Source organism: Telluria aromaticivorans, from assembly GCF_013003915.1.
In the GTDB taxonomy this organism is placed as follows: Bacteria; Pseudomonadota; Gammaproteobacteria; order Burkholderiales; family Burkholderiaceae_D; genus Telluria; species Telluria aromaticivorans.
Genome location: NZ_JABAIV010000001.1, coordinates 662,896 through 689,200 on the forward strand (window position 1 = coordinate 662,896; position 26,305 = coordinate 689,200).

Sequence of the window (26,305 nt, forward strand, 5' to 3'; positions counted from 1 at the left end):
CCGGCCCTTGCCACTGGCATCCCTTGGTTCCGGACGAACGGCGCGCGGCCGGCAGGGATCGTTTGCATAAGGTACAGGCGAAAAAAACCCTTCGGTCGGGAGGCTGTTTATCTGGCCTGCACACCGACTGGTGCAAGACATGCAAAAAAACTGGAGGCGAGGACGGGAGTCAAACCCGTCTAGACGGCTTTGCAGGGCGTATTTCGCTCAACAATATCAAAGCCTTAGTCGAAAACCACACTTTTCACCTCTTGAGATCGCCCAAACGTGAATCTTGATCGATGCCTGTCCAGCTCTCGTTCAAAACTGACTCCCGGCCGATTCTGGACATTAGCAAACTTCCGGCAAAGGCAATCATGGCCTTTTGATGTTTCACGGCCTTATCTTCTTGGCACATAATGGCTGTCATTACATCCCGACGCAGGTCATCCATGATAACGCTCTCGACCATGCTCCGCCTGCTGCCTGCACTGGCGTTCGCAACGGTGTTCCTGTGGAGTCCAGCGGCTGCACGCGGCCTGAGCGACTACCAGCGCACGGTCTGGACCCAGCAGCACGGTGCGCCCACCGATATCACAGGGATGGTGCAGACCACGGACGGCTGGCTCTGGGTGGGCAGCGTCGATGGCCTTGTCCGGTTTGACGGCGTGAGCTTCGAAGCCTACACGCCCCCTGGGCACCCTGAGCTCGCACACAGGCGGATCGTCGAAATGTATGCGGCGGACAATGGCGACCTGTATATCGCCTACTTCCCCATGGGGGTCGGCGTCAGACGTCGCGATGGCAGCTTCAGCTTGCTTCCACCACAGGAGGCTCCTCAGCGTACGCCCCCGCTTTCGATGGTCGTCGACGATGACAAGGTCCTGTGGACGATCGGCGATGGCATCCGGCGTTTCGCGAACGGCCACTGGACGATTGTCGAAAGCGGTCCCGACTGGGAGAAGGATGCCTTGTACAGCATGCTGGTCGACCAGGACGGTCGGGTGTGGGCGGCCGCCCCGACCGGCGTATGGCGCCTGGACCGCCTCCTTGGCCGCTTCGAGAAGGTGTCGAAGCTCGGCGGCGGGCTGGCAATTACACCGAAAGGCGATGTCTGGCTGCTTGGGGTCCATGGTGAGCTGTCCACCCGTCTTTCCGAGGCTCCGGCAAACAGGCCGCGGCCGGCGCGTGCCGGCGCAGTCGCTTCACGCCGTGCCGGTCAGTTCGCCTCCAATGGCACGCTGTGGGCACTGGGATGCCCCGATACGGCATGCCTCGTTTACGACGTGGCAAGACACGGCCCGCAACTACGTGCGGGAAAGATTGCCGACGAGCGTGTGGCAAGCACCGAGGGGGCCGCCGGGCAAGAGAGCTTGAGTATTATCGAAGACCGCGAGGGCAATATCTGGATCCATGCCCACAACGGCTTGAACCAATTCCGGCCCAAGCGCTTCCTGGTACCGGCGCCGAAACTGGAGCTGGCCGACTTCTTCTATACGGTCGCCACCGACCGGACCGGCTGGATCTGGATCGCCGAGACAGTCAGCGGGAAGCTGTGGCGCATGGGGCCGGATGGCGTGCCTCTTGCCCAGCCGGGAACACCGGTGCACCTGGTCGCCAGCGGCCACGACGGCACACTACTGAAAGCGGACAAGCGCCGCATCACCCGCGTAACCGGCGCTGACGTGGAAACCATCCCGCTGCCGCCGGGACCGGACGGGAAGCCGGTCGACCGTGAGCTGTGGGGCCTGCTCGACGATGGCAAGCGGATCTGGACCGCGGCCTCAGGCATCGGCGCGATTGCCTGGTCGGAGGGCAAATGGCGGTCAAGCGCCGAACTGGGGCTGCCGAACGGCATCAACCTCTCTCAAGCGGCCGGAGCGGGGCAATTGTGGCTGGCGCGCGTCAATGGCGAGCTGGTCTTTTACGACGACGGCAGGCTCACCCGCTACGATGCCTCGAGCGTCGGAGTCGCTACCGGCATCTTCCCTGATCGGCAACTGGTGCTTGGCGGCTCGGACGGCCTGGCAGTGCTCAAGGACGGCAAGATGCAGCGCATCCGCAGCGCCGATCCCGACTCGCTGCGCGGCGTGACCGGGATCGCAGCCACCGCCAACGGCGACCGTTGGCTCAACGGAGTGGGTGGCGTCGTCCACGTGCGCGCGGCGGACTGGCAACGGGTCATCGACAGGCCCGACGAGCCGCTGCGCTACGAACTGTTCGGTGTCATCGACGGCTATCCTGGCCGCGCCGGCAACTCGCGGCGGCCCTCCACCGCCTTCAGCGCCGACGGCCGCCACGTCTGGTTTGTTGCGACCAAGGGCATCGTCGGATTGGACAGCGCCGACTTGCGCCGGAATCCGGCGCCGCCGCGACCGGCGGTGCTGGAAGTCGGCACGGACAAGGCCCGCTTCGACGCGCCCAAACGGCTGCAGCTGCCGCCAGGATCGCAGAGCTTCGGCGTACGCTTCACCGCGCCCTCCCTGCGGCAGCCCGAGCGCACCCGTTTCGAATTCCGCCTCGACGGCCTGGACACCGGCTGGCGAGACGCCGGCAATCGTCGCACGACGTCCTATACCAACGTCGCTCCGGGCGATTACGTGTTCCGCGTACGTGCGTTCAATGAGGACGGCATGGCAAGCCAGGAAGAAGCCGTCCTGCCCCTCACTATCGAACCCACACTGGTGCAGAGTCTGCCCTTCAGGCTGGCCATGGCGATTGCGCTCGCCGCCCTGCTCGCCCTGCTCTACCGCCTGCGCGTACGCTTCCTGACACGCCGGATCACCGATCGCGCCGAGATCAAGATGGCCGAGCGCGAACGCATCGCACGCACCTTGCACGATTCCTTCCTTCAAACCGTCTACCTGATGTTGTTGCGCCTTCGGAAATTCGAACGAAAGCTGCCCGACGACGCGGGGACGCGCGACGAACTCCGAACGATCCTCAACGAGGCTCAGGGAGTCATCGACGAGGGCCGCGACCGGGTTCACGAGTTGCGCGTCAAGGAGACCCGGACCATCGAAGAGATCGTGCAGGATTGTGCCGGCAGCCTGAGCACGATTCACCCCACGGTGAACTTCGTGCTTCGCAGCGAAGGCGCGCCCGGCCTCGATCCGCTGGTGCTTGAAGAAACGGGCGCAATCGTCTGCGAAGCCCTGCGCAACGCCTTCAGCCATGCGCGGGCCGGCAAGATCGCAGCCGGGATCAGTGTGCACCAGCGTGAACTGACGGTGACGGTGCAGGACGATGGCCAGGGGATTGCGCCGGAAATACTTGACGCTGGTGGCCGTGACGGCCATTGGGGCCTGGTGGGCATGCGCGAGCGCGCCGCACGCATCGGCGCGCGCCTCGATATCCACAGCCCGCCCACCGGGGGCACGACCGTCAGTCTCAGCCTGCCCCCGGCGCATACGGAGACCGGGCGCGCAGCTTGACCGACACCGGGTGCTTCCTGCTGCGCAGCACTGGGCAGCGGCGCGTTCCCTGGGTTCACATCCTTTCACACTCCTTCACTCGCCAGCGCCGGTCTGCCTCCCTAGACTGAAGCTTGTTTCACATCCTGGAGGTGGCGGACATGACGAAGGTACTGGTTCTCTATTATTCGACCTACGGTCACATCGAACAGATGGCCCAGGCGGTCGCGGAAGGCGCCCGCCTGGCCGGCGCCAGCGTCGACATCAAGCGGGTACCCGAAACGGTGCCGGAATCGGTCGCCAGGGGCGGGCACTTCAAGCTGGACCAGCAGGCCCCGCTTGCGACGGTCGAGGAGCTGCCGGACTACGATGCCATCGTCATCGGTGCGCCCACGCGCTACGGCCGCATGCCCTCGCAGATGGCGGCCTTCCTCGACCAGACCGGCGCGCTGTGGGCGCGGGGCGCGCTGAACGGCAAGGTGGGCGCAGCCTTCACCTCGAGCGCGACCCAGCACGGCGGACAGGAAACGACACAGTTCTCGATCATCACCAACCTGCTGCACTTCGGGATGGTGGTCGTGGGCCTGCCCTACAGCTTCGGCGGCCAGATGACGCTGGACGAGATCAGCGGCTGCAGTCCCTATGGCGCCAGCACCATCGCCGGGGGGCAGGGACAGCGCCAGCCGAGCAGTAACGAGCTCGAAGGCGCACGTCATCAGGGCGAGCTGGTCGCCCGGACCGCCTCTCGGCTCTCCGCCTAGGCCCGGCCGGGTTCATCGACGCCTTCCGCATCTGCGTTTCCTGGCCCCTCCCGCGGGAAGGGCCAGGCTTTTTCGTTCGCCGTTCGGGCGGATTGATTTGTATGGGCATTCCTGCATAATGCCGAAAGCGCAGCCGCCGCGGTGCTGCGCCAAGCCGGCCGCACGTGCCACCTTACGCCAATCCGCTGATGCAGCAATGAACAGCCTACTTCCCTCATTCAAGCCGGACAGCGCCAGGGAGGCGCCATGAGCGATGCCGCTGCGCGCATCCGGGTCCTGGTTGTCGACGACCATCCGCTCATGCGCCGTGGCATCGTCGGAGTGCTCGAGGAAGCGCCCGACATCGTCGTCGTGGCCGAGGCGGACGATGGCCTGGCGGCACAGAGTCAATACCAACAGCATCGCCCCGACGTCACCCTGATGGACCTGGCAATGCCGCGCTGCGGAGGCGTCGACGCGATCCGGGCCATCCGCCGCAGCGATCCGCAGGCCTGCATCCTGGCCCTGAGCACCTATGCCGGCGACGGCCAGGTTCAGCGCGCGCTGGAAGCAGGGGCAAGCGGCTACGTACTCAAGAGTACGCTATGTGACGGCGTGGCCGACACGGTGCGTTCGGCCTACCTGGGGCGCCGGGTCCTGTCGCCGGAGCTTGCGACGCTGCTGGAGACGTCGCGACTGGAGCAACTCACCCCGCGCGAGCGTGACGTGCTGGCGCTGGTGGCAAAGGGGCATGGCAACCGCAGCGTCGCGCAGGAACTCGGCATCGCGGAAGAAACCGTCAAAAGCTATCTCAGTAACGTGCTACAGAAGCTGCAGGCCAGCGATCGTACTCACGCAGTGGTCATCGCCTTGCGGCGCGGCATACTCGACTAAGAAGCTGCGATTCGCTCCAGGCCATCAGCTGGCCTGCGCCGGGCCAGCCGCGTGCGGCGCACGTCCCGCGCACGCAGCCTTCTCATCACGGAATTTAACAAGTCGTGAGGCTATCCCGGTGCCATACTGCCTCCAGACAGTCCCCTTTCACCGAGACAGGAGAGATCATGGCAACCCGTCAACTCGCGGCCGGTAGAACCGCACTCTTATTGGTCGACCCCTACAACGACTTCTTGTCCGACGGCGGAAAGTTGTGGCCACTTGTCGCACCGACCAGGAATGCCGCCAGGCTGCACGCCAACCTCTCGGCGATCCTGTCGGCTGTTCGGGAAGCCGGCATCCCGGTAGTGATCGTTCCCCATCATCGCTACGACCACAACGATCTCGATGGATGGCACCATATGACGCCTTACCAGGAAAGCAGCGCAAAGGCGCTGGTCTTCCAGAAGGGCGAATGGGGCGGCGAATGGCATCCCGATTTCGCTCCCCAGCCTGGGGACGTCATCGCGAAGGAACACTGGGCCAGCAGCGGCTTCGCCAATACCGACCTCGACCTGCAACTGCGCCAGCGGGGCATCACGCACGTGGTCATTGTCGGCCTGATCGCCAACACCTGTATCGAGGGAACCGGGCGCAATGCTTCGGAACTCGGTTACCACGTCACGCTCGTGCGCGACGCGACGGCCGCCTTCAGCGACGAGGCCCTGCATGCGGCGCACGAAATCAATGCCGCCAGCTACGCCCACCAGCTGCTCAGTACCGAGGTCCTGCTCACCCAGATCGCCACCCTGCGAAACGACGGCTAGCCGGGCTGGCGATGCCATGATCGAAAATTTCGAACATACGGCGGTAAATTTTCCGTTTTTTCCGGCCCAATAATACGTGCATACTGCGGTCCTTGCCCCAGCACCCTGTTACAGGACAGGGTCTTGACTAACGACTCCAAGGACCTATCATGAAAAAAATCGCTCTTCTGCTGCTGGCCGCCGCCATTTCGGGCTCTGCCCTCGCCGCCCCTGAAACCTATGTCATCGACGGTTCCCATACCTTCCCGCGCTTCGAGTACAGCCACTTCGGCTATTCGAACCAGATCAGCCGCTTCGACAAGACCACCGGCAAGATCGTCCTCGACCGTGCGGCCAAGAGCGGCTCGATCGACGTTACCATCGACACGACCAGCGTCAACACGGGATTCCCGGTCTTCAACGAGCACCTGCAAGCCGAAGACTTCTTCGACACCAAGAAGTATCCAACGATCACCTACAAGTCCAGCAAGCTGAATTTTGCCGGCGACAAGCTGGCCTCGGTAGACGGCACCTTGACCATCAAGGGCGCCGCCAAGCCGGTACGCCTCGAGGTCACCTCGTTTCACTGCATGCCGCACCCAATGCTCAAGAAGGACGCCTGCGGCGCCAATGCGGTTGCCAAGATCAAGCGCAGCGACTTCAACAATGGCAAGTACGCCCCCTACGTCGGCGATGACGTGACCCTGACCATCGCTGTCGAAGCCGTCAAGCAGTAATCCGAGACCGGTCGATGTCGCGGGGCCATCCCGGCCCCGGCATCGGCGGCTCTCGCCGTCCCGACCATTTGCTCCCCACGACAATGAACACGCCCGTCCACCCGACCGCCGCCCACGGCTACCACCCCCTGTCCAAGCTGCAGCACTGGGTGATGGCCCTGATCTGGATTGCAGCCTGGATCATCGGCTTCATCGCCGTGCATTTCCGCGATGCGCTGAATGCCCACCACGAGCTGACCATCCTGCACAAGGCGCTTGCCAGTACCGTGATCTTCCTGACCGTGTTTCGCATCGTGTGGCGCTGGAGGCATCCCGCACCGGCGCTGCCCGCTTCCATGTCGCCGGCGCTGCGGCGCGCAGCTCACCAGGCGCACATCGCGCTGTACGCGCTCGCGCTGGTGGCGCTGCCGCTGTCGGGCTGGATGTGGAGTTCCGTGGCCGACAAGCCGATCATGATGCTCGGCCTGGTCAAGCTGCCGCCGCTGGTGGCGCCCGCGCCCGAATACTACGGCCTGGCCAAGATGGTCCACCAATGGCTGTCGTGGAGTATCGGCCTGCTGGTGCTGGGGCACGCCGCGGCCGCCCTGAAACATCACTTCCATGACCGTGACGGCGTACTCACGAGCATGCTGCCGGCCCGCAAAGCGGCCGGCGGAAGGGAGCAATCGTGAACAAGACCGCACTGGTCATTCTCCATGTTCACTTCGAAGACCTGGACACGCTGGCCCTGCTGCCCGGGCAGCGCGGCTACGACGTGCGCTATCTTGACCCCGCCGTCGAACCGCTGCCGGCAGCCCAGGTTTCCTGCGCGACGAACTGGCGCTGGTAGGTGCCCGCCTCGCCAGCGGACGCCCCCTGCTGGGCATCTGCCTCGGAGCGCAGCTGATTGCGCGCGCCCTTGGCGCTTGTGTATATCCGATGGACAGCAAGGAGATCGGCTTTGCCTCCCTGGACCTGACACCTGCCGGCCGGGTCTCGCGCTCACCCCATGGACACCCGCTCGACCTCGCCGACGAAACTGTAACCACGCCTGGCAACGTTGGCGATATAGCGACGGCCTTCCTCGCCGTCGTCGAGCGCCCGGCGCAGGCGGATAACCTGGGCGCGCAGGTTGCTGCCGTCGACGGCCCGCGGCCAAACCGCGCGCTCCAGCTCGCGGTGGCTGAGTACCTCACCGGCGCGCTCCACCAGCAACACCAGCAGCACGCGCGCACGGCTTCCCAGCGTCACCGGGGCTCCGTCGCGGTAGAGCAGCCCACGGCTCGTGTCGAGCCGGAAGCGGCCGAAGGCCAGCAACTGCTGTGGGTTCAGGCCCATGCCGGCGCTCCCCATGGATCAAACATGGGCCTCATGCCACCGCCGGCGCGGGCTCGCGGCTCGCCAGGAGCGGCATGGGCGCGAGCCGCTGCACCCGGGCAGTAAAGCAGTAGCCGCGCCCGGGAACGGTGGCGATGCAGGGCTGTTCGCCGGCGCCGTGCAGCAGGCGGCGCAAGGCGGCCACCTGGACCCTCAGGTTGACCTCTTCGACCACGGCGCCGGGCCATGCGCCCCGCATCAGGGTCTCGGGACCCAATACTTCGCCAGGCCGGCTGGCGAACAGTGCCAGCAGGTCGAACGCGCGGCCGCCGATCGCCAGCGGACGGTCGCCCTTCAGCAGCTGGCGCCGTGCGGGCGCCAGCTCGAAATCCAGGAATGCGTAGGTTTCCCGGGCGTGCATGTCGCTTGCCATGATTCTTCTCCATTTGAACAGTGGCGCGTCGCCGGCCGGCGGGAAGTGCCCGCACCGACCGGGGCTCCAACATCAGCTTAGCGCACCGGCCGGACTCGCGGCAGGCTCGAAAGGGGGTAGCCGGAATCTTGGGCGGAGGCGGCGGCATGCTGCGCTAGAATGGGCCGCATCATCGACATTCACGAACCCGAGTTCCGTCGGCTCGACCTCAACCTGCTGCTGGTCTTCACCGCCCTGCTGCGCGAGCGCAGCGTGACCAAGGCGGCGCAGCGCCTCTACCTCGGCCAGCCGGCCGTCAGCGCGGCCCTGTCCAGGCTGCGCGTCTTCACCGGCGACGAGCTGTTCGTGCGCACCCCTGCCGGCAGGGCGCCGACCGTGCGTGCGCTGGCCCTGGCCGAGTCGCTCAAGCCGATACTGGAGGGCTTGAGCGAGACCCTGTTCAGGGATCTCGTGTTCGACCCCGCGGGCAGCGAGCGTTGCTTCACCCTCGGGCTATTCGACGTCGGCGAGGTGACGCTCGCGCCTGCCCTGCTGGCCCGCATGGAACAGGCTGGGAGCGGCATGCGCGTGGCGCTGCGCCCGGCCGACCGGACCAGCGCCGCCGAACTGCTCGACAGCGGCGCGATCGAACTGGCGATCGCCGACTTCGGTGAGCATCCCGGCTGGCTGCGCCGCCAGGCGCTCTACCAGGAACACTTCGCCTGCCTGTTCGACCCGCGCCTGGTACCGGTGGCATCCCCGGTGTCGCTCGAGGATTACCCGCGCTATCCGCACCTGCTCGCCTCGTTCAGCGGCGATTCGACGGGCCTGGTGGACGAAGCGCTGGCCCGCCACGGCATGTCGCGGCGGGTGGCGCTGTCCAGCGCGCGTTTCACGACCCTGCCCTTCGTGCTGCGAACGTTTGCGTCCTTCGCGACCCTGCCGGCCGCCGCCGCCCATGCCTACGCCGCGCGCCTCGGCCTGGCCGTCAGTCCCCTGCCGTTCGAGCTGCCCTCGGTCGAGTTGTCCCAGCTCTGGCATGTGCGTCATGACAACGACCCCGGCCACCTGTGGTTCCGCACGCTGGTCGCGGAGGCGGTGGCCGGGCTGACGGTGCTGCGCTCCCCGGGCTAGCGTGCGTCGAAGCGCACGAAAGTCTTGATGTACCGGGCCGCCAGCTCCGGGTACTCGTGCTGGGGAGCGTGGCCGGCGTCGCCCAGCACCAGCAGCTGAGCGCGCGGGAATGCGCCGATCATCGGGAACCAGTTCCCCGCAGCCGCGCTGATGTCGTGGTCGCCGCACAGCAGCAGGATCGGGACGCTGCTGCGCGCCAGCGCGCCGCGGCGGTCTTCTTCGTCGGTGCGGAAGCCTTCGACCGCCTTGAAGTAGCGCATGAACTCGGGCATGGTCGACGGGATCTTCTCGGTGACACCCGGGCGGGCATAGATGCGATCGTGCGATGCCCGCGCCGCCGCCACGCTGCGCGGCGAATCCGGGATAAAGAACAGCACCTCCTCGTCGGCGAGGTCGTTGACCGGTTTCAAGGCGCTGTCCAGGAAGGCTTGCTGCATGGGTATGTCGTTCTTGCCCGGCGGGTTCGCCCCCATGATGATCGCGTGCGTCAGGCGCTCCGGATGGTCGGTGACGATCAGCTGCGCCACGATGCCGCCCCAGGACCAGCCGCCGATGGCGAAGCGGTCAAGGCCCACGGCGTCGGCAAAGCCGATCACCAGCTGGCCGAGCGCTTCCAGCTCGGTCGGCAGTTCGCCGCCCGAGTAGCCGACGCCGGGATAGTCGAAAGTGATGACGGTGTGCTCGGCCGCGAGCGCTTCCAGGAACAGCGGATCCCAGGTATCGAGCGTGCCGCGCAGGCGGTTAGTCAGCAGCAACGGGCTGCCGCTGCCGATCTTGCGGTAGGCGATGCTGTCACCCTTGACGGTGACGAAACTGGTGGCTGCCTGGTCTGCCTGGTAGATTGCCATGATGGTTCCTTTCGATGAGTGGCTGCGGAGGGGCAGCACATGAGGACAGATTAGGTGTCCGGCCCATATCAATCAAATTGATTGTTGGAATTCAGTGCATTAAGCGCATTGATAATGCAATCTCCGGTCCCGCATCGACGGCATAGCGGTTGCGCCCATCCTTCTTGGCCCGGTACAGCGCGGCATCGGCACGGCCGATCAGCTCGGCCGAACCATGGCTGCCATGCGGCGGCCGGAGGGCGATTCCGATGCTGCTCGTGACCGGGAAGCTCCGCCCACCATGGGTGAACGGCACCTCGATGCAGGCAAGGATGCGTTTCGCGGCTTCCTCCACCTCGGCGACGACCGAGATGCCATCGAACACGACCATGAACTCGTCGCCGGCGAGCCTGGCCACGGTGTCGTGCGCGCGTACCGCGGTCTTCAGCCGCGCAGCGAATTCGACCAGCACGGCGTCGCCGGCCTGGTGTCCCATCGTGTCGTTGATCGACTTGAAGCGGTCGATGTCGAGGTAGGCAACCGCCACGACCTGGCCGGCGCGGCGGCTGCGCGCGATCGCACAGGCCAGCACGTCTTCGAGCATGCGGCGGTTGGCGATGCCGGTCAGGGCGTCGGTGAAGGCCAACCGGGCCAGCTTGGCCTCGGCAGCCTCACGTTGCCGGGACAGTGACAAGAAGGCCTGGCTTAGCGCCCCGACCTCGTCCAGCCGCCGTACGTCGAGCACTGCAATATCCGCCGCGCCGGCTTCGATGTCGCACACCCGGCAGTAGAGCTCATCCAGCGGACGCAGGATGCGCACGGCCGCCGCCAGGCCCACACTGCCGGCGGCGATGGCGACCAGCGCCGCCGCGACCAAGGCGCCGGTCTTCGCTGCGTGGACACCCGCGTAGGCGTCCTCTACCGGATGGACGGCAGCGACGGTCCACGGCAGCCCGCTCAGCCGCTTGAAGGCGAGCAGCGCCGGCTCGCCGCGCTCGCTCCTGCCTTCGCGCCATCCTTCGAAGCCGGCCGGCGCAGTCGCGGTGGGCGAGGCCACGCGAGGGTCGTGCAGTGCCCGCGTCATGAGGCGGCGCTTGTCCGGGTGGTGGACGATGGTGCCGCTGGCGTCGACGATGAAGAAATAGCCGCTTCTGCCGAGGGAAAGGGCAGCAAGCTGACCGCCGATGCGCGCATCGTCCGGCGCAATGCTGCCTGCCAGGGCATAGCGCACCTGCCCTGCGGCGTCCCGTACCGGCTCCATCACCAGCAGTGCCGCTTGCCGCGCCTCTGCTCCGAACGGCAGCGGCGCCAGCATTCCTTTGCGTTCGCGGAACAGCGCCCGCAGTTGATCCCGGACGCCGGCAGCGACAGTGCCGATCGACGATGAACCGTCAAGCCTGGCCAGTACCTTGCCGGCGCCGTCGAGCAGCATCACATCGGCAAACTCCCCCTTCAGTTCCCCCCATTCCACGAGGCTTTTTCCCAAGACGCTAGCGCGGTCCTGTTCCGCCGCGATACGCGCGGCGGCGGTGCGCAGGAGGGACTGCTTGGCAGCGAGCTGGGAATCAAGCGAGGCGGCAGCGGCCTTCAGCATGGCGAACTCCTGCCCGCCCACGCCGGCCTTCATGTGCGCCTCCAGGGGACGCAGCACGGCGAAGGCTACCAGCGCCGCCGATGCCAGTGCGAGCAGCACCACCAGCCGGGTGATCCGGAACAACAGGGTCGCGCTGGTGGCCGGGAATTCCATGGCGCTTGCCCGAGCAGCTCAGGCCCTGACGAAGGCCAGCATGTCGGCGTTGACCTTGTCCTTGTGGGTATCGGTCAGGCCGTGCGGCGCCCCCGGGTAGACGATCAGCTTCGCATGCGGAATCAGCTTGGCCGAGGCGCGGCCTGCCGCGTCGATCGGCACGATCTGGTCGTCGTCGCCGTGGATGATCAGGGTCGGGATGGTGAACTTCCTGAGGTCGTCGCGGAAATCCGTTTCCGAGAATGCCTTGATCGAGTCGTAGGTGTTCTTGTGTCCGCCCATCATGCCCTGCATCCACCAGGACTGGATCAGGCCCTGCGACACCTTGGCGCCGGGGCGGTTGAAGCCGAAGAACGGACCGCTCGGGATGTCCAGGTAGAGCTGGGAGCGGTTGGCGAGCTGGCCGGCGCGGATGCCGTCGAAGACGGACATGGGCAGGCCGCCGGGGTTGCTTTCGGTCTTGACCATCAGCGGCGGCACGGCCGAGATCAGCCCGGCCCTGGCCACCCGCCCCGTACCGTGGCGGCCGATGTAGCGCGCCACTTCGCCGCCGCCGGTGGAAAAGCCGAACAGCACGGCGTTCTTCACGTCCAGGTGCGCGAGCAGCTGGGCCAGGTCGTCGGCGTAATGGTCCATGTCGTTGCCGTCCCATGGCTGGCTGGAGCGGCCGTGGCCGCGGCGGTCGTGGGCGATGCAGCGGTAGCCCTGGTCGGCGAAGAAGATCATCTGCGATTCCCAGCTGTCCGAACTGAGCGGCCAGCCGTGCGAGAACACGATCGGCTGGCCGGCGCCCCAGTCCTTGTAGTAGATCGACACGCCGTCTCTTGTCGTCATGCTTGCCGCCTCCCGCCTGGCGCTGCCGGGCACAGGCGCCGCGCATCCGCCGAGCGTCAGCGCCGGCAGGGTCATGGCAAGGGCGCCGCCGGCGATCAGCTGGCGTCGCATCGGGCTGGCAAGCATATCCGTTTCGTTCTGCATGGTGTTCTCCCTGTCTATACGAATAGGTGATGGCGGTGGTCAGGCCGGCGCCTGCAGGTAGACGCCATGCTCCGCCGACAGCTCACGCTTCACCTGGCGGGTCAGCGTATCGGCCAGCACTTCCTCGCGGCCGGCCTCGATCGCCACGATCGCCTGGCGGACCACGTCTTCGGGCGACGCCTTCGGACCGTCGATCCCGGCAGTCATGTCGGTGTCCATGAATCCGACATGCAGGCCGAGCACCTGGGTAGCCTGCGAACGCAGGGCGTTGCGCACGCCGTTCGTCATCGACCAGGTGGCTGCCTTGGACATCGCATAGGTTTCACCGCCGGGAATGCTGATCCAGCTCAGGACCGACAGCACGTTGACGATGACGCCCCCGCCGTTTGCCCGCAGCACCGGCGCGAAGGCTTCGCACATGGCCAGGGTGCCGAACAGGTTGGTGTCCAGTTCCTGGCGCAGGTTGGGAACGGCCTCCCCGCCGAACAGTGCGCCGCCCCTGACGATGCCGGCGTTATTGACGAGGATGGTGGTGTCCCCGCATTCCCGCGCAGCACGGCGCACCTGTTCCGGCCGGGTGATGTCGAGTTCGACCGGAACCGCGCCCGGCAGGTCGACGCTGCCGGGATCCCGGGCGCAGGCATATACCTTGCGCGCCCCCGCCTCCGCCAGCAGCCGGGACCATGCCCGGCCGAGTCCGCGGTTTGCCCCAGTCACCAGTACTACCGCATCCTTGATCTTCATCGCAGCCTCCCTTCGATCGCATGACCGGAAACGGTTGCCGGCCTGAGTTCCGATACTAGGGTGCGCGCCGGGCGCCGGTAAGTGAATCCTTGTGAAGCCGAGTGATTCGGCTTGCAGGGACCAACATCTCCTCACAGTTCTTCACATCCGGCAGCCGGGGCCCGGGGTAAGCTTTTCCTGGACACCTGACCGGCGTGGTCCATCACAGGAGAACCCATGAAAGCGCACACGATCCACAGCATCGTCCTGGCTGCCGCAGCCGCCATCTCCACCACGGCGGCGGCCCACGAAGGCCAAAAGGGCGGCATCCTGACGCCCGCCGCCAAGGGGGTAAAGGCCGATTTCGATTTGTTCCACACCAAGATCACGACCGAAGGGAACGTGGCCGTGTTCCACGTCGCGGTGTCCGGCAAGGCCGGCAAGTCCTACCCCACCAAGGTCGGCAAGCTGGGCGGCAGCGCCGTGTTTTCCTACGTCTGGCCCACCACGATCGATCCCTATGTCGTCGGTTTCGAGCAGAAGAGCGGCATCCTCGCCTTCGCGGTCACGTCCCACCCGGACTTCGACGACACCCCGCTGTACGACGAAAACGGCGACGGCGACCGCGCCAACGACGGCAACCTGTGGCACTCGCACTGGGTGGTCCTGACGAAGGACGATGCCTGTGGCAAGGATGCGCTCAAGGTCGTCGACATCCCGCCCGGGACCAAGCCGCGCCTGCCCAAGACCTGGCCCGGGCTGCCTATCCTGATCGACAGTCCGGCCTGGAGCCCGGTCTTCAAGGGACAGTCGCTGGAGGTGCGGGTGCCGTTCGACGACATCGGCGCCGTCGAGGGCGCGTCCTTCGACGGCGTGACCGCCGCGCTGCGTGTGAACGCCAGTGTCCACAATCCGCTGCTGTGCGTGGCGGACGTGTTCAAGGTCGCCTCCGGCAAGCTGACGCTGCCGGGGAAGGTCAACCAGTAACAACGTTTGCACCGCCGCCGGCGGCGCGACATCTCACCACCCGAAGGAGCCATGATGAGCAAGCAAGCCTTGATTGTGATCGACGTACAGAACGACTATTTCCCCGTTGGAAAATGGGAGCTGGCGGGAATGGACGCAGCGGCCGCCAACGTGGGCCGGCTGCTGCGGCATGCCCGCCAGAAGGATATGCCGGTGGTCCACATTCGACACGAGTTCGCCGGTGCGGATGCGCCGTTCTTCGCGCCCGGCTCGCCCGGCGCGGCGATCCACCCGTCCGCCGCGCCGTCCGAGGGCGAGCCAGTGGTCCTGAAACACCACATCAACTCCTTCCGCGACACACAGCTGCTGTCGCTGCTGGAGGGAGAACACGTGGAGGAGGTACTGATCTGCGGCGCCATGAGCCATATGTGCGTCGACGCCTGTACCCGCGCCGCCAACGACTTCGGCTTCAAGGTGACGGTGGCGCACGATGCCTGCGCTTCGCGCGACCTCGAGTTCAACGGGGTGAAGGTGCCGGCCGCGCACGCCCACGCGGCCTTCATGTCGGCGCTTGGCTTCGCCTATGCCGACATGCGTTCGACAGACGAGCTGGTGATGCACTGACGGCGATGGGGACGGGCCGCCGCCAAGCCAAGGCGGCCCGCCCTCACAGGTCGTAGCGCAGGCTCAGGAGAATGGTCCGGGGCGGATTGTAGTACGCCGAGTCGATGCCGAGCGGTGCGATCCGCGTCCTCAGGGTCGGGTAGGCTTTGTCCAGCAGGTTGCGGGCGCGCAGCGAGAGGCTCCACTTGCGCGAGGGACTGCGGTAAACCATCGAGGCGTTCAGGTAGTTTTGGCTGGGAATCGCCAAGGCGCATTGTTCGACACTTCCGAAAAATGCCTGCGCATGTAACTGGCCGACAGGTCGAGGGCGAGCACCGCGCCGTTCGCCAGCGGCTGCTGATGGACCAGGCTGGTACCGGAGCTGAGCCGCGGTGCATTCGGCAGTTCGTTGCCGACGAAGTTGCCCGCACTCGCGCCGCTCGGGTTGACGAAGTCGTCGAACCGCGAGCGCAGGGCTTCGAGCGTCAACGTCCAGCGGGTGCGCTCGGCCAGCGCCAGGCCCAGCTCGAGGTCGGCGCCGTAGCTGCGCGCCTGCGCCGCATTGATCAACACAGAATCGTTGACCTGCACGCCGTTGATGCGGGTGCCGGTCAGTGCGGCGAGGTAGTCATCGTAGTCGTTGTTGAACAGCGCCAGGGCAAAACTCAGCCTGCCGTCGGCGTAGCGGCCCTTGAGCCCGCTTCGAGCGTCGCCGCCCGTTCCGGATTGCTCGGCTGCTGCGCCGACGCCTGCGATTCGGCGGCCCGGTTGAAGCCGCCGAATTTCTCTCCGCGCGCGTAGCTGGCGTACAGGTAGGTCGCCTGGGACCACTGGTGGTCGAGGGCGATGCGCGGAAGGACGCCGGAGCTTTCGGCCTCCAGGCCCGGGGCAAGATAGACGTTCGCCACCCGCGTCCCGGCACTGTTCGCGCGCCAGAATTCGTTGCTGCCGGTCTGGCGGGTCTTGTAGCCGCGCAATCCCAGCGTGACACCGCCGGCCGCGCCCAGCTTGTAGCGGCCCTGGGCGTAGGCGCCGAGTTCGCGCGTGCGCTGCGCGCTCTGGGCATCGCTGTAGACGGGTGCGGGTGCGCCCGGCGGCTGGACCGCCGTGAAGCGCCGGAAATCGAACTGGTCGCGCACCAGCATCAGGCCCGCGGTCCAGTCCAGCTTCCCGCCCCTGCCCTGCAGCTGCAGCTCCTGCGAGAATGCCTTCTGCGCGACGACCTGGCTGATCACCATCCGCGAGATCTCGAGTCCGCCGAAATCGGCGATGGAAGGATCGTCCCGGTAGCGCCGGTAGCCCGTGATCGCGCGCAGCTCGAGCCCACTGCCGAGCTGCTTGACGATGCGCAGCGAGCCGCCGCCGCCGAGCCGTTCGAGGGCGCCCGGTCCTGCCGGCGTGAAATTCACCCGCGGCGCCGCGCGCGGATGGTTGAGGGGATAGTTCAGCGTATGGGTATCCGAGCGGTCGCCGACCCCGTCGACCGCCAGCACGACGTCGAGTCCGGGCGTTCCGGACCAGCGCAGTTTTGCCTGGAACTGGGCCACGTCGAGCTGGTTCACGCGCTCGCCGCGGGTGGCGTTGTAGCCGAAGCCGTCGTTCGTGCGGCGCGACAAGCCCAGGCTGGCCGACAGGCCGGGGCCGAGCGCGCCGTTGACGTAGCCGCGCATGTCGCGCGCGCCGCGGTTGCCTGCCGCCAGGGAGAACCAGGCCTGGCGCTCGGGGGTGGGCGCCCGGGTCACGAACTTGACGGCGCCGGCCGAGGAATTCTGGCCGTACAGGGTGCCCTGGGGACCGCGCAGCACCTCGATGCGCTCGATGTCCGGAAAATCCCACAGTGCGTTCGCGTAGCCGCGCAACAGCGGCACGTCGTCGAGGTAGATCCCGACCGCCTGGTTCATGGCCGGCAGCGAGCCGCCGACGCCCCGGATCGTCACCGCCTGCGGCATGTTCGAGAAACCGTTCGGCACGGACACGCCGGCGATGACTCCGACCAGTCCCTGCAGATCCACGATACCCTTGGCCTCCACTTCGCGCGCTTCGATTACCCCGACCGAGACCGGCGTGGTGCGGGCCAGGGTGGTGAAGAGCTCGGCGCTGATCACCACCTCCGGGATGGACTGGGCCAGGACGGCCGGCGCCGGCGCGGCGCAGGCCAGGAGCACGGCCGCGCCGACTTGTCGCCTGGTTCGGCAGTGGGCATTCTTGGTGACCATGGTATCCGAAAGCAGTTGGTCGGGAAGCAACATGCTGGCCGACCGGCGCCGCGCCGGATGTGAAGACTTGTGAATGCCGGCGCTTCAGCCGGTATCGAGCAGGCTGGCACACCACAGCGCGACGGGCTCGGTCCGCTTCGGTGCGGACGCCAGCAGCGCCCGGGCCCGGGCCAGGTCGGCCGTTTCCGCGCCTTCCTCGAAGCGCGCCAGCAGCCTTGCCAGTGCCTGCCGCGCCTCCTCGTCGCGTCCGGTGCCGGCCCACAGTTCGGCCAGGGAGAGCGCCAGGCGCAGCTCCCAGCCGAGGGCGCCCTGGTGCCGGGCGAGCGCGCGCGCTTCCAGGAACAGTTCCCCGGCCTCTGCCTGCGCGCCGCCACGCAGCAGCCGCAGGCCGGCCGCGCGCAGCACCTCGGGTGCATTCCATGCGACCTCGCCTTCGCGCACGCGGCGCAGGCAATCGGGAACGGCCAGCGCGGGATCGAAGGTCGCCAGCATGTCGCAAAGCACGTGGTTCGACGTCGGCGCAGCATGTTCAGGCCAGGCCGGGCCCGGTTCCAGCATGCGCCGGAAGCTGTCGCGCCATGGTGTCCAGAAAGCGGCGCCCCAGCGCTCGGACGTGGCGATGAAGCGCTCTATAAGCATGGCGGTGCGGCCGACATCGCCGCGCCAGACCGCGACCGGGATCGCCGCCATGCCCAGCGCCATGCACAGCGCATGCGGGTGCTGTCCCTCGGCCTGCGCCAGCGCCTCGTCCGCCGCCCGAACCGCCTGGTCGGACAGGCTGCGGATCCACAGGATCCTCGCCTTGAGCACGCCCATCGATACCGGCAAGGGGACTTTCGTCAGGTAAGGAACGTTGCGGCGCGGCGGCGCGTTGTCGAGCGTAGCCTGCGCCAGGGCCAGCGCCGCCTCGTGGCGCCCGAGGAAATGTAGCGCCTGGGCGTGTACACGGCTCGCCAGCACCGCCGCCGCCGGTTCCGCGGTCCGTGCGGCGCATTCCCCGATCCGTTCCGCCATCTGCAATACCAGCGGATAGCGCCCCTGGCCCAGGCCCCAACCGGCGATCGCCTGCACCCCGATCACGGCATCTTCGCCGGGGCCGATCCGGTCCACCAGCTCGAGCAGCCTCGCGCGTGCCCACGCGGCATTTTCCTGGCTCTCGTCGCCGGCGAAATGGGAATCCAGCAGCGTTAGCGCGGTCAGCAAGCGCAGCTCGAGCGCCGCGTCGCACGGCGCCAGCCGTTCCAGGGCACGCAAGGCGCGCAGCACCTGATGGCGGTGCTCATCGCCCCGGCCCGCCTCCACCATCACGAAGCATGCGGCCGCCACCAGTTCGACACCCAGCGCGGCGTCCCCGCAAGGCGAGAAGGCCCAGTCGAGTACGGCCTCGAGGTCCTCGACCGTCGCGGCGTAACGTAGCCTCCACTCGCCGACCGGAAGTCGCACGATATCGGCATTGGCCCGCACGCACAATGCATGGAGATTCCTGGCGTGGCTGCGCCGCAGTGCAGGCGCTTCCGGCGTGCGCATCAGCCGTCGCTGCGCATACATGCGCGTCGTGTTCGCCAGCCTGTAGTGCGGCGGCACGCTCTCCGGCTCGACGTTTACGAGCGACTTGGCGCTAAGCGCCAGAATGCCCTCGACCACCAGCGCCGGGCCGACCTGCGTACAGGCGCAGACCTCGGCCGCGTCCTCCAGCGTGAATCCGGCGCGGAAGACGGCCAGCCGCTGGAGTACCGTACGCTCATGCGGCGCGAGTAGTTCGACGCTCCAGTCGAGCATCGTCTCGAATGTGCGGTGGCGCGGATCCCCGGCATCTGCGGGCCCTGCCGGCGCGAACAGGCAGTCGAGTCCATTCTCGACGCCGTCGAGACCCAGCACGCCGGCCCGGGCTGCGGCCAGTTCGATCGCCAGGGGGTTGCCGTCCAGCTGGCGGCACAGCCTGGCAATCCGGACATTGTCGCCCCGGTCCAGCCGCAAGCCGGCGGCCGATGCCCGCTGCACGAACAGCGTTTCCGCCGGCGCCTGCCGCCCTCCCGGAGGCGCTCCAGGCGCATCCGCAGTTCCAAGCGGCGCAAGTCGGTAGACCCATTCCTCCTGCAGACACAGTGATTCGCGGCTGGTGACGAGCAGATGAACCGCGCACGCCTCGGCGAGCAGGCGCTCGGCGAACACGGCAACCGCATCCGCCAGGTGTCCGCAGTTGTCCATTACGACCAGCAGCCGGGCATTCGCCAACGATGCGAAGACTGCGGATTCCGGCTCGCGCGGCGCGTTCCCGCCGGCCTCCGCGATCCTGAGGCCAGCCGCGAGCGCAGCCACCGCCTCCGTACCGGTTGCGGCCTGCGCAAGGTCGACCAGACAAACGTTACCGTCGAATTCGCCTGCCACGGCGGCGGCCACGACCCGTGCCACCGTGCTCTTGCCCATCCCCCCTGCGCCGACGATCGAGACCATGCGCCTGCGCCGCACCTGTCCGCACAGTAGCGCTATCGCATCGTCGCGCCCGAGTACCGGGCCGGTGCCGACAGGTAAAGGAGCCGGCGCCGCACGCGCGGCGGCCCGCGGCGCTTGTCCGGCATCCACGTGGCGCCGGCAGTGCCCTACGAAGGTATAGCCGCGGCCCAGCACATTGAGGATGTAGCGGTTCTCCCCGAGGGCCTTGCGCAGGCCGGCGACATGGGCTCGCAGACTGCTTTCCTCGACGTCTCCATCCGGCCAAAGGTGAGAGACCAGTTCTCCGCGTCCGACCACCTGGCCTGCACGCTCGACCAGCAGCGCCAGCAGCTTGAAGGCGCGCCCGCTCAGCGGGACACGCGCGCCGTCGCGCCGCAACTCCCGCAGTTCCGGCCACAGTTCGAAAGGACCGAACTGGATCAATATGCAGGCCGGCTCGGCTTCAGGCTGCTGGAAAGGCCCCGCCGCCGCATCGCGCATGCCCATCTTTATCTCTCCCGCGTGATTGTTATCGTCTTTTCCATCATAGGCGGCGCGGCCGGCGCCTGCGTTTAAAGTTGTGAACGCGATGGCGGGCGCTCCTGCGGCTCAGGAGCGCAGCAAGGCGCGTGCAAGGCGCAGGTCGGCGACATCGGGGCCCTCAGGGAAACGAGCAAGCACCCCGCCCAATTCCGCCACGGAGGCGCCTGTTCGGCCAAGACGTTGCGCAAGCCGGACCTGGCTGCAGGCGCTGCGCAGCTCCCACAGCAGTGCGCCCTGTTCGTGCGCCAGGCTGCGTGCCCGGGCCAGCAGCACCGCCGCCGACTGCAGGGCATCCTTGTTTCCACAGGAAAGCAAGGCCTCGGCCTGAGCGCGCAAGGTTTCTGGGACGCACCATCCCACCGCGCCTTCGTGCGCCCGCTCCTCCGCCTTGGCCGTCAGCATGCGCGGATCGAAGCTGGCCATGTGGTCGGACTGCATGCTGCTGCTTGCCGCGACCCTGGCCGCCACTTCTGCGAAACGCTCCGGTCCGGCACTTGCATCGGCGGTCGCCACAAGCTCCAGCACCTCGCGGTAATTCCGGGCCCAGGTCTGCCACAGGCCGATGGAGTAGCGGCGCACGTGGTCCTCGAGCGTCGCCAGCAGCGCGTCGCATGAAGCGAAGTCGCGGTTCCATAGGGCAATCGGAATCGCGGCCAATGCATAGGCATGGCAGAGCGCCGTCGGCCGGTCGTCCTGTGCTTCGAGGCATGCCTGGGCGCACAGGTCGGACGCGCGGCCGAAATCGCCTCTCATCCAGAGGAGGCGCGACATCAGGAGGCGCATCGCGGTACCAATCTCGAGCGGGGCCGAGGAATAGTTCAGCGGGATCTTGCGCCAACTTAGCGCCATGGCCTCCGCCGCCGCCGCCATGGCTTCCTCATGCCTGCCCATGTAGTGCAGCGACTGCGCGCTGGTCTTCTTGCCGATCAGTACCAGCGTCGGGTCGTCCATCCGGCGCGCCGCCGCGTCCAGGCGATAGGCTGTCTCGAGCGCACGAGAAAATTTGGCGGTGCTGAAGCAGAAACACCAGTAGCCCATCAAGGGCGCCACGATGGATTGCGGATTGCCGGCCAGCTCCGCCTCGCGGATGCCTTCGTCGAGTTGGGACATGGTGACGATCTCGTCGCCGAAGGGTTCGTCGATGTTGTCCCTGGCGTGACACGCGAGGCTCATGCGCAGGAGCGGGGGCGGGTTGTCCACCCGCGCCAGCACGGCGAGGCCCTGGCGCACGTGACGGCTGAACTCGAGGACCGCTCCAGCCTGGTCGGCCAAGGGAAAGCTCAGCACGGTCAGACGGGCGCCGACGATGCCGCTTTCCTGGCCGGAGTAGGCCCAGTCGAGCGCAGCGCGGACATCGTCGAGCCAGGGAGCGTACTGGGCCAGCCAGGGACGGCGCGGCATGTGGAGCCACGCTACTTGCGCTTCCTCGAGCAGTCCGCACAGAAAGTCGGCATGACGGGACAGGACCAGCAGCCGGTCGGCGTCCTCCTCGTGCAGGCGCGCGGCATAGGCGCGCGTGGTATCGAGCAGGCGGTGGCGCCCGTCCGCTTCTCGCGCGGCGCTGACCAGGGATTTGGTCATCAGGCCGATCACGATCTCCTTGACGCTGCAGCCGTCCAGCCTGGCGTCGGCGGCGATCGCGGCGGCCGCCTCCAAAGTGAAGCCGCCCCTGAATACCGACAGCCGGCGGAACACCGTCTTCTCGTCGTCGGACAGGATATCGTAGCTCCAGGCCAGCATGGCGCCCAGGCTCAGGTGGCGGCCGCGCGCGCCCATGGGCGCGGCGCCGCCGTCGAGCAGGCGCCGTCCGGCCTGCGAAGCCAGTTCAACCAAGCCGATGCCGGGCGCCATGGCGGCGGCCAATTCCAGCGCGAGCGGCAGGCCGTCGAGGTCGCGGCACAGGGCAGTGACCGCCGCGACGTCCTCCTGCTCCAGTCCGCGCGCGCCAAAGGCGTGGGCGACGAACAACCTGACCGCCGGCGCCGACAGCGCGCTGCCCACGTCCACTGTCCTTGGGGATGGCAGGCCCATCGGCTCGAGGCGGTACACTCGTTCGCCGTCCGCACGCAGCGGCTCGCGGCTGGTCACCAGCACGGATACGCCCGGCGCCGCCGCCAGCAGCATCTCGGCCATCTGGCCGGCGGCCTCGATCATGTGTTCGCAGCTGTCGAGCAGTACCAGCAGGCTGCGGCCGGCCAGCAGCGAAGCGAAGCGCCCGGCCAGGTCAGCGTCCGGGCCGCCGACGACGCTCCGCACGCCCAGCGCCTGCGCCATCGCCGGCAGCAGCTGGCCCGGATCGAACATGGCGGCCAGGTCGAGCGTCAGGATGCCGTCAGGGTAACGCTGGTCCAGGCCGGGCAGCAAGGCGCGGGCGACGCTGGTCTTGCCGATGCCGCCTGGGCCGACGATCGACACGAAGCGATGGCCGGCCAGCATGCCGTCGACGGTGGCCAGCGCAGCCTCGCGGCCGATCAGCTGGCGCGGCCCGACTTCGGAACGAGGCTCCGGCGGCAGCACCAGCATGTAACCCTTCCCGACCTGGATCGCGAACAGCTCGGGTGCATGCCGGGCCAGCGCACAGTTGAGCGCGGCGACCTGGTCGAACAGGCCGCGGGGGCCGGCGGCATCGCGGCAGCGAGCCAGCAACAGGCGCTCGCCCGCCACAGTCCCTCCATGCTCGACCAGTACCTGGAACAGCAGGAACTCGCTGCGCGTCAGCGGCAGCCGCGTCCCGCTGTAGCTTGCGCCCGCGCTTTCGGGCTCGAGGACGAAGGGGCCGATCGCCAGGCCCCCTGCTTCATCTCGCGCGGCAGGCAGCGGGTTTGCCTTTCCCGCACCGGTTGCAGTCGCCATGACAGTTCACCCCAGTAGTTGGAGGGCCGCGCGCAGGTCGGCGCTGGCGAGGTCTTCGTGATAGGCGGCCACGATTGGCTCGAGCAGGGCCGCGATCTGCCGTTCCTGCCCACGTGCCCGCCACAGGCGCCCCAGGCTGGTGGCGCAGCGCAGTTCCCAGGCGCGGGCTTCCTGCTGGCGGGCCAGCGCCAGGCCACGCAGGAACAGCTCTTCCGCCTGCGCAGCGGCGCCGGCCTCGTGCGCGCCCTGCGGCCGCATGCCATCCTTGCCCGCGGCGCGGGCGAGGACCTGCTCGCCGCTGGCGCGCAGCACCTCGGCCGCGCACCAGCCGACCAGGCCTTGCTGGCAGCGCATTACGGCGCGCTCGGTCACGAGGCTGGAGGCAAACGTGGCGAAATGGTCGGACTGCTTGGCGTCCAGCCCGAGCGCGATCCCCGACAGGTCTTCCGGCTGGCTGTACCTAGCGATCATGACGCGGCGATACAGCTGGGCCCAGGCGCTCCAGTAGCTCATCGCATGCCGGTCGGTGTGGTTGGTCAGCTGCGCGACCAGGGCGCGCGCGCCGGCATCGTCGCCGCGCCAGAGGGCGACCGGGATGGCGCAGACCGCCAGCGCGTTGGCCTGGGAGAACGGCGCGCGATCCTTGGCGGCCCGCTCGATGCATTCCTGGGCGATCGCCGCCGCCTTCTCGCCATGTCCCTGCATCCACATCGCACGCGCCAGCACGATGCGCATCGAGACGCCCCGGTCCATCGGGCTGGTCAGGCGCAAGGGCAATTTCCAGACCCGTGCACCCAGCACCTCCTCGGCCAGGCTGCTCGCACGGCCATGCTCCCCCAGCATGTGCCAGGTCAGGGCACGCATGCGCCTGGCGACCAGCAGCGCGCGCGGGTTGCCGGCCTGGCCCGCGACCTCGAACATGCGTGCCGCATGGGCATCCGCCTGCCGGTAGGCGGCGGCGCCGAAACAGCGGGCGAAGGTGTTGTACAGCGCCTCGATCAGGACCAGGGGCTTGCCGCTGCGTTCGCCATGTTCGATGGCGCGTTCGAAACTGGACCAGTCAGCCACCGAGCCCGGCCCCCGGCCGTCCGCGTCGCCGGGAATGGCGGCGATCGAGAGCACGGACTGCAGGCGCACCTCGTCGAGCGGATCAATGGCGACGCCGCCGGCCGCCGCGTCCAGGGCGCGCGAGGCGTAGCGGCACATCTCCGGCTCGCTGACGATTCCGGACAGCAGCAGGGTCGAGGTGGCGGTCAGGCGCACGCCGATCTCGCGGTCGCCGCCGGGGCCGAAAGCCCAGTCGAGCGCGGACCTGACGTTGCCGACCACGTAGCCGGCCCGTTCGATCCAGATCGACTGGTCCAGAGTTTCCCATGATGCCTCGCATTCGTCCATCAATGCGAGGGTAAGGGCGGCATGGCGGCGAGCCACCTCGGCCCGCGTCGGGTCCTCGTCGAGCCGCTCGGCCGCATAGGCGCGGGTAATGCCGAGCACGGCGAAATAGCCGTCCGGACCGCGCGTGTCCGTCATGATCAGCGACTTCGCCACGAGGCCGAGCACGCAGCGCACGACTTCCGCGCCGTCGATCGCATCGCACGCCGCCACCGCCACCGCGGACTCGAGTGCGAACGGCCCGCTGAACACGGCGCAGGCGCGGAACACCGCTTGTTCTGACGGACTCAGCAGGTCGTAACTCCAGTCCAGCAAGGCACGCAGGGTGCGATGCCGCGGAAGCACGGTGCGCCGGCCGCTGCCCAGCAGCCGCAGGCGGTCGTCGAGCTGCTCCACCACGCCATGAACCCCGAGCAGGCCGATGCGCGCCGCAGCGAACTCCAGCGCCAGCGGCACGCCATCCAGGCGCCGGCACAGCTGGATGGCGGCCGGCAGCTCCGCAGTGCCGAGCCGGAAGGATTCCATGCTGGCTTCGGCGCGCTCCGCCAACAGGCGCAGGGCTGGATAGGCGAGCGCCTGTTCGACGCTCAGGGCGGGGTCGTCGGGCGGGCATTCCAGCGGTTCGAGGCGGTGCACCCACTCGCCTTCCGCATCGAGCGGTTCGCGGCTCGTCGCCACCACATCGACACAGGGCGCGACCCGCAGGATCCATTCGATCAGGCGGGTGGCGGCTTCGATCAGGTGCTCGCAATTGTCGAATACGATCAGCATGCGGCGCGGGGCCAGCCAGCGCTCCAGGGTCAGCATCACGCTTTCCCCCGGCACCGCGATGCGCAGCGTGGACGCCAGCGCATCGGGAACCAGCCCGCCGCTGCCGAGCTGGGCGAGGTCGACAAAGCAGGCGCCGTCGGCATAGTCGTGCTCCAGGCCGGCGGCGGTGGCCAGGGCCAGGGTGGTCTTGCCGATGCCGCCGTGGCCGACGATCGTGGTGAGCCGGCAGTGCGCCAGCTGTTGGCACAGCTGGCGCATGGCCTCTTCGCGCCCGATGGTGGTCGTCATGCGCAAAGGTAAGGGGCGCGGGGCGTTCTGGCGATCAAAGGGAGGGCCGCCATCGTCCTCGCTGACTGTAGCCACGACAGCCACGAAACTGTAGCCGCGACCGGGAACATTGGCGATGTAGCGCGACTCGCCAGCGTCGTCGCCCAGGGCCTTGCGCAACGCAGCAATGTGTACCCGCAGACAGCTATCCTCGACCAGCAAGCCGGGCCATACCAGCCGCTCGAGTTCGGCGCGGCTGACGACCTGCCCCGCACGCTCGACGAGCACCGACAGCAGGTCGATGGCACGCCCTCCAAGCCGGACCGGGGCCGCGCCATGGCACAACTGCCGGGTATGGCGCAGCAGACGGAAAGGCCCGAACACCATGACCTGCTGCTTGCCGTCCATTTGACTGCCTGCCACGTCCTCCCCCCTATGCAGCGCGGCCGGCATGGAAGCTCCACCCGGCGCGGTTCTTCGTCTGTTTTCCGACACTTGCAGTATGCGCCAGGAAGCGACCGGGCCGCGGCCCGGGCCGCGGAGACGGCGTGTTAAATGTTGTGAAAGATATGCAGACGTGGAGCCGGCCGGGCCGA

General features: G+C 67.6%; 20 protein-coding genes and 2 pseudogenes. 10 read left to right on the forward strand and 12 right to left on the reverse strand.

The annotated features are described in order from the left end of the window. Positions 1-244: 244 nt before the first annotated feature. Entirely contained in the window at positions 245-433 is a 189-nt protein-coding gene (locus tag HGB41_RS02995) for a hypothetical protein (RefSeq protein WP_171080932.1), read from the reverse strand. Positions 434-449: 16 nt separating this feature from the next. Between HGB41_RS02995 and HGB41_RS03000 the strand changes: the two genes are divergently transcribed. The 7 genes and pseudogenes from HGB41_RS03000 to HGB41_RS23920 all read left to right on the forward strand — a co-directional run. Beyond that, complete coding sequence (locus HGB41_RS03000; protein ID WP_171080934.1) at positions 450-3,413, forward strand: sensor histidine kinase; 2,964 nt, start codon at positions 450-452, stop codon at positions 3,411-3,413. A gap of 140 nt (positions 3,414-3,553) precedes the next feature. After that, the gene (gene wrbA, locus HGB41_RS03005) at positions 3,554-4,153 is read left to right on the forward strand and encodes an NAD(P)H:quinone oxidoreductase (protein ID WP_171080935.1); all 600 of its coding nucleotides are present in this window, start codon (positions 3,554-3,556) and stop codon (positions 4,151-4,153) included. A 246-nt stretch (positions 4,154-4,399) separates the two neighbouring features. Then, complete coding sequence (locus HGB41_RS03010; protein ID WP_171080937.1) at positions 4,400-5,026, forward strand: response regulator; 627 nt, start codon at positions 4,400-4,402, stop codon at positions 5,024-5,026. Between the two features lie 167 nt (positions 5,027-5,193). Then, positions 5,194-5,832, forward strand: coding sequence for a cysteine hydrolase family protein (locus HGB41_RS03015; RefSeq protein WP_171080939.1), 639 nt, complete (start codon positions 5,194-5,196; stop codon positions 5,830-5,832). Positions 5,833-5,981: 149 nt separating this feature from the next. Beyond that, positions 5,982-6,548, forward strand: a complete 567-nt coding sequence (locus tag HGB41_RS03020; protein ID WP_171080941.1) for a YceI family protein — start codon at positions 5,982-5,984, stop codon at positions 6,546-6,548. Between the two features lie 83 nt (positions 6,549-6,631). Then, entirely contained in the window at positions 6,632-7,219 is a 588-nt protein-coding gene (locus tag HGB41_RS03025; RefSeq protein WP_171080943.1) for a cytochrome b, read from the forward strand. Next, positions 7,216-7,526: pseudogene (locus tag HGB41_RS23920) on the forward strand (glutamine amidotransferase-related protein); the annotation flags it as partial. The gene HGB41_RS03025 and the pseudogene HGB41_RS23920, both read left to right, overlap by 4 nt. 3 nt (positions 7,527-7,529) lie before the next feature. Here the strand turns inward: HGB41_RS23920 and HGB41_RS03035 are convergent. Continuing rightward, entirely contained in the window at positions 7,530-7,865 is a 336-nt protein-coding gene (locus HGB41_RS03035) for a winged helix-turn-helix domain-containing protein (RefSeq protein WP_171080945.1), read from the reverse strand. 31 nt (positions 7,866-7,896) lie between these two features. After that, positions 7,897-8,277 carry a winged helix-turn-helix domain-containing protein gene (locus HGB41_RS03040; protein WP_171080947.1) on the reverse strand — a complete coding sequence of 127 codons (381 nt, stop codon included), beginning with the start codon at positions 8,275-8,277 and terminating at the stop codon, positions 7,897-7,899. 159 nt (positions 8,278-8,436) lie between these two features. On the opposite strand from HGB41_RS03040, the gene HGB41_RS03045 reads away from it, so the two are divergent. Beyond that, the gene (locus HGB41_RS03045) at positions 8,437-9,390 is read left to right on the forward strand and encodes a LysR family transcriptional regulator (protein ID WP_212760799.1); all 954 of its coding nucleotides are present in this window, start codon (positions 8,437-8,439) and stop codon (positions 9,388-9,390) included. Here HGB41_RS03045 and HGB41_RS03050 read toward each other — a convergent pair. From HGB41_RS03050 to HGB41_RS03065, 4 genes are all read right to left on the reverse strand, one after another. Beyond that, positions 9,387-10,238, reverse strand: coding sequence for an alpha/beta fold hydrolase (locus HGB41_RS03050; RefSeq protein WP_212760800.1), 852 nt, complete (start codon positions 10,236-10,238; stop codon positions 9,387-9,389). The genes HGB41_RS03045 and HGB41_RS03050 overlap by 4 nt on opposite strands. Before the next feature lie 91 nt (positions 10,239-10,329). Beyond that, positions 10,330-11,964, reverse strand: a complete 1,635-nt coding sequence (locus tag HGB41_RS03055) for a sensor domain-containing diguanylate cyclase (RefSeq protein ID WP_171080953.1) — start codon at positions 11,962-11,964, stop codon at positions 10,330-10,332. 18 nt (positions 11,965-11,982) lie between these two features. After that, on the reverse strand, positions 11,983-12,942 hold the full coding sequence (locus tag HGB41_RS03060; RefSeq protein WP_171080955.1) for an alpha/beta fold hydrolase: 960 nt from the start codon (positions 12,940-12,942) through the stop codon (positions 11,983-11,985). Positions 12,943-12,981: 39 nt separating this feature from the next. Next, entirely contained in the window at positions 12,982-13,686 is a 705-nt protein-coding gene (locus HGB41_RS03065) for an SDR family oxidoreductase (protein WP_171080957.1), read from the reverse strand. A 216-nt stretch (positions 13,687-13,902) separates the two neighbouring features. Between HGB41_RS03065 and HGB41_RS03070 the strand changes: the two genes are divergently transcribed. Both HGB41_RS03070 and HGB41_RS03075 read left to right on the forward strand, forming a co-directional pair. Next, complete coding sequence (locus HGB41_RS03070; RefSeq protein ID WP_171080959.1) at positions 13,903-14,652, forward strand: hypothetical protein; 750 nt, start codon at positions 13,903-13,905, stop codon at positions 14,650-14,652. A 51-nt stretch (positions 14,653-14,703) separates the two neighbouring features. Then, a complete protein-coding gene (locus tag HGB41_RS03075; protein ID WP_229422696.1) occupies positions 14,704-15,255 on the forward strand; it encodes a cysteine hydrolase family protein in 552 nt (183 codons plus the stop codon). A gap of 43 nt (positions 15,256-15,298) precedes the next feature. Here HGB41_RS03075 and HGB41_RS23700 read toward each other — a convergent pair whose 3' ends face one another. From HGB41_RS23700 to HGB41_RS03105, 5 genes and pseudogenes are all read right to left on the reverse strand, one after another. Beyond that, a complete protein-coding gene (locus HGB41_RS23700; RefSeq protein WP_171080961.1) occupies positions 15,299-15,502 on the reverse strand; it encodes a TonB-dependent receptor in 204 nt (67 codons plus the stop codon). After that, a pseudogene (locus tag HGB41_RS03090) lies at positions 15,475-17,483 on the reverse strand (TonB-dependent receptor). The gene HGB41_RS23700 and the pseudogene HGB41_RS03090 overlap by 28 nt, the downstream one beginning before the upstream one ends. Positions 17,484-17,534: 51 nt before the next feature. Next, entirely contained in the window at positions 17,535-20,390 is a 2,856-nt protein-coding gene (locus tag HGB41_RS03095) for an ATP-binding protein (protein ID WP_171080965.1), read from the reverse strand. 102 nt (positions 20,391-20,492) lie between these two features. After that, positions 20,493-23,279 (reverse strand): ATP-binding protein, encoded by a 2,787-nt coding sequence (locus HGB41_RS03100; RefSeq protein WP_171080967.1) that lies wholly within the window; start codon positions 23,277-23,279, stop codon positions 20,493-20,495. A 6-nt stretch (positions 23,280-23,285) separates the two neighbouring features. After that, a complete protein-coding gene (locus tag HGB41_RS03105; protein WP_171080970.1) occupies positions 23,286-26,132 on the reverse strand; it encodes an ATP-binding protein in 2,847 nt (948 codons plus the stop codon). Positions 26,133-26,305: the final 173 nt, after the last annotated feature.